Here is a 4,312-nt window from a genome sequence, read left to right on the forward strand (position 1 = left end):
CCAGCATCTTCAATTTCACGTCTTAGATAACCTGATTGCAGCGAAGAGAGTACGAGTTTATTTTCACCCCATATAAGTTTATTAGACCAAGCGCTTTTTGATGGGGAGGTAATATGTAATTGATTTAATTTAGGGGTATCTATATGCTCGATTGCTTGGAACGGTAATTCTGCTTTGCAAATGTTGGAATTTTTCCCTGGCCAAATTAGCTCAGACTTATGACAGGAGTTAAATAAGCGAAAGCGATAATCTTCAGGAAGAGTTTCTCCTTTTTTTAGAAAATCCACAATATCCTTCAGCTCATCGTCTGACAATGGGTCTACAATTTTTGGCATTATTCAACAATCCATGTTCTGTGGTATTTAATGTGTCGGCCAAAAATATAAAAACTGTAGTGCTGCATAATCCCTGTCATTGCAGAAAATTATATGTCCCAAATTGACGTTATAGTTATGTATGCTATAATCTATTATATGTCCCAAATTGGCGATAGTTATGAGAGTGAAATATCGAGATAGCATAGAATATAAAGCGCTTACCCGCCTCAAAAGAATTCGCGGTAGTGTTGTGTTACGCCAAGATTTTAACGATCTAGGTTCTTATCGCCAAATAAGCCGCGTACTTAAGGAATTCGTTGCGAAAAAAAAGTTAGTTAAAATTAGCTCCGGTGTATATGCTAAGGCTTATATTTCAAAATATACAGACATTCCCCTTATTAAGAATGGATTAGACGCTACTCTCCGAGAGGCTTTAAAACGTTTAAATGTTACATTTGAGCCTGGTAGTGCTGAGCTAGAATATAATGCAGGAAAAACAACCCAGATTCCTGCTGGTAATATCATAAGACTTAAGAGTAGATGCCGTCGGCGCATAGGCTATGGCAATAACACGTTAATCTTTGAGAAAAATATCAATGCTAAATAGTGCTGAGCTAAAAGAGTTAATTGCAGCGACTCAGGCACATATTAGGCTAAGAGCGTCTGTTATTGAGAAAGATTATTATGTCACTCAAGTGATTCATGCTCTTTCTAATGTAGAAAATGAGTACTTTCGATTAGTTTTTTGCGGTGGTACATGTTTAGCGAAAGCTCATCGGATTGTTTCTAGGATGTCAGAAGACGTGGATTTTAAAATCCAACCAAAACAAATTGAGATATCTTTTAGTAAAACACGTCTTTTGAAAGAGCTAAAGCAGTTTAGAACGTATATCCAGTCGCAACTTAACCTGGCTGGTTTGACTGCAAGTGAACCGATAGTACGCAATGAAGGTCGGTATTCGCGAATTGATCTAACCTATCCATCAAGCTTTGAGACTAACGAAGGATTAAGACCCCATATATTATTGGAATTTACCTTGTCTGATGTCCGACGTGATGTTGTAGATTTACCAGTTAAAACCTTGATCGAAGCTAGTTTAAAAAATGTCGTTCTACTTCCTCCCCGTTTAACATCTTGCGTGACTGTAGATGAAACGGCCATTGAAAAGTGGGTTGGACTAACTCGACGTATTATTGCAATTGAACGTGGCTATCATGCGGATGATAAATCGTTGATTCGACATGTTTATGATTTGAATGCTATAGAGCAAGCAGATAAAATTCACGATATCTTTTTTACTTTGGCAAAAGACATAGTAATAAACGATGCTAAGCAATTTAAAAACCAGCATCCTGAATATTCTATTAATCCGAGCGATGAAATTAAACAATCTTTAGCATTGCTAAGGACTAAGCCTGAGTGGAGTGAGCGCTATCAAGAGTTTGTTGAAACTATGGTTTTTGATAATGAATCAGCACATGAATATGGTAGGGCAATAACAATTCTTGAACAGATTAGCAGAAAGGTAATTAATACCTTAAATCAATAAAAAAGGGTGGCCTCACGTCAGTAAGTGCATTGTTGCACATATGCTTAGTAGAGTTTAGCTGTTCTCACGATAATCAAAACATTAGAACAGACTACAAAAGAAAACTTTGGCGGCGGTTTGGAATGAATTCCATTGTGTTAACGAGGAGATTAAATGATTTATATAAATGAACCGCTAGAGAGAAGCATAAAAGTAAATGGATATACTCGCCCCATAAAAATCACCTATATTATCTCTCCAGAAAATAATCCAGAAAATCACCTTATTTTGGATGCGATTTTCTCAGAGTCCTATGCTAGATGGTGTGGCTGTGAAACTTTAATTATTCCGGCAATTTCTTCTGGATTTTTAAATCCAGAGTATGAAAGATGGCTGGCGTTTTTTGATCCTGATTTTGTTTGTACTTATATTGATTTGGATGCAGAGGTAATTAAAAAAATTTCTTCTTCGTGTCATCCAAGCACGTTTATACGTCATAAACCAAATAGAGGAGCAAGGGAAGGACACTATAAGTATTCTGTCGACTGGAGGCTATGCGGAAGTGTGGAAGAATTCGTGTCTTAAATTTCAACAATTTTCGCATTAAAAGGAGATAAATTTAATTGGCAAAGGACCACTCAAAAAACGATTGTGACGCAATTCGAAATAAATGCTAAAGAGCGATTTATTTCTGACAACTTTGGTACAACCTATCGATCTAGTGGTCCAACCTATCCTGTAGATGGGTTATTTGAAACTTACCTTCTAGACTTCGATAATAATGATGCCCGTTCAGCAACAAAAAAGACAGATTCTATTGTTGAAATACTTTCAAGCGTAGCAAAAAATGAATCAATAACTTTTTATGAGCTAGCTAGTTCTTGTCGCGAAAATATATCAAAAATCTCAACATCTTGCTTTGGACAAAGTTTACAATTGTTTATCGGCGATAGTTGCCTGGATAGGATCAATTTCTGGAATGCAAGACATTTGACTCAAGGAGCGCCTGGTTCAATCATTGTAAATGAATCATTACTTGAAAATAAAGAATTTATAAAGCAGCTTGGTCTTTTTCTAAATAACCATAATTTTCTAACAGACCATGGGAATCAACCACATGTAGAACTAAGAAGTCACAGTTTAAATAGGGAGCGATTGCAAGAAATACAAAAAAAACTACAACAAAATACATTTAATTTTATTATAGTCCCTCAGGACATAGCAGCGTTCATTTTGCCACGCACTGGACAAACAGGTGGTTATGTGGCTTTTTCATCTACCGAAAAACATACTTATAAGCTTGATGAAAAGGTTAATGAAGACATCGCGGCTCAAGAACCATCTCACTTTCAATTAATGCCAATGGTATTTAAAGCTTTATGTAAAGGGCAATGGGCAATTGATTTGGAAATTGAGCGCGTGAATAATTTATCAAGACTTGCTAACTCTTATGACATTTGGCGTTTACCAAAGCGAGAGGCGGCTTCTCGTTGTTTTACGACTAAGAATATAAGTAGAGTTACGAACAACCATTTGCTATCTTTAATTCCTGAGCCAAAGTCCGTAACTCCATTCGCGAATAATGACAAAGGTATATTACGGTATTTTCTTAATATTCCTTCTGATGAAAATTTTTTCCTCTGCCTATTTCTTGATGACCAGTACGGTCTTTTTCAAGATGATTTACGATTACCTTTTAAGACAGTTCCATATCAAAAATTATCTATATCTGATAAAGGGCAATATCTTCGTGGTGTGATAGCCAAATTTAAAAGCCTTGATGAAGCATATGAGATTCTTGTTTCGAAATTTTGGCGGGATTTGATTAGAGGAAAATCGAAAAACTTTACTGTAGAGCTTAAAAAGGACAAAAATAAAGATGTCCAGAAAGAAGTTACTACAGAGATTATAACCGAGAATCAAATGTTTTCAGCGTTAGAAACTAATGCACAACATAAAATAAATGTAAAAAAACAAATGCGTTTTTCTAATATGCCTTATATAAGAGCCAATTTTATGGATTCATTGGAATATCTTGTACATAAAAATATTATCTTTCGAGTTCATGACTGGAGGTGTCATTATTGTGGACGAATAAACGCTGTTTCTATAGATAATTTAAAAAATAAAAATAATTGTGAGGTTTGTGACTCATCTTATGAATTACCTGTTGATTTCAAATATGCATTTAAATTAAATGATTTTGTTGTTAATGCATTGAGTAAAAATAATGGTATGACGGTTCTTTGGACATTAGGGTTTCTACATAACAGAAATTATAACGACGATTTTTTTATATACCGGAAGTTAGACTCTTTGATAAATATGATGATAAAGAATGGGCAGCAGAGATCGATGTGATTTGTGTTCTTGCCGGAAAACTTTATGTAGGTGTGGTAATCCCCCCATATTTAACTGACATCAAAAATAGAGGTTTAAGCAGCTACTAAAGCCAGCTTCTGCCTT

General features: G+C 35.3%; 5 protein-coding genes. 4 read left to right on the top strand and 1 reads right to left on the bottom strand.

The window, feature by feature from the left end; translation table 11 throughout:
* The coding region (locus tag Lery_RS14710; RefSeq protein WP_202814047.1) for a hypothetical protein at window positions 1–335 on the bottom strand (335 nt) is incomplete at its 3' end.
* 160 nt (window positions 336–495) lie between these two features.
* Here Lery_RS14710 and Lery_RS14715 point away from each other — a divergent pair.
* The 4 genes from Lery_RS14715 to Lery_RS14725 all read left to right on the top strand — a co-directional run bounded on the left by Lery_RS14715 (window position 496) and on the right by Lery_RS14725 (window position 4,207).
* Window positions 496–924, top strand: coding sequence for a DUF6088 family protein (locus tag Lery_RS14715; RefSeq protein ID WP_058528012.1), 429 nt, complete (start codon window positions 496–498; stop codon window positions 922–924).
* Window positions 914–1,867, top strand: coding sequence for a nucleotidyl transferase AbiEii/AbiGii toxin family protein (locus Lery_RS14720; protein WP_058528013.1), 954 nt, complete (start codon window positions 914–916; stop codon window positions 1,865–1,867). Before Lery_RS14715 ends, Lery_RS14720 begins: the two co-directional genes overlap by 11 nt.
* Window positions 1,868–2,020: 153 nt before the next feature.
* Entirely contained in the window at window positions 2,021–2,431 is a 411-nt protein-coding gene (locus Lery_RS15400) for a hypothetical protein (RefSeq protein WP_131751216.1), read from the top strand.
* 66 nt (window positions 2,432–2,497) lie between these two features.
* Window positions 2,498–4,207: a hypothetical protein gene (locus Lery_RS14725; RefSeq protein ID WP_058528014.1), complete on the top strand. Its 1,710-nt coding sequence runs from the start codon at window positions 2,498–2,500 to the stop codon at window positions 4,205–4,207.
* Window positions 4,208–4,312 lie beyond the last annotated feature (105 nt).

It is taken from the genome of Legionella erythra (assembly GCF_001467615.1).
GTDB lineage: Bacteria > Pseudomonadota > Gammaproteobacteria > Legionellales > Legionellaceae > Legionella_C > Legionella_C erythra.

Coding starts and splice junctions, on each gene's coding strand:
- Lery_RS14715 (WP_058528012.1), top strand. CDS start 496: ATGAGAGTGAAATATCGAGATAGCATAGAATATAAAGCGCTTACCCGC.
- Lery_RS14720 (WP_058528013.1), top strand. CDS start 914: ATGCTAAATAGTGCTGAGCTAAAAGAGTTAATTGCAGCGACTCAGGCA.
- Lery_RS15400 (WP_131751216.1), top strand. CDS start 2,021: ATGATTTATATAAATGAACCGCTAGAGAGAAGCATAAAAGTAAATGGA.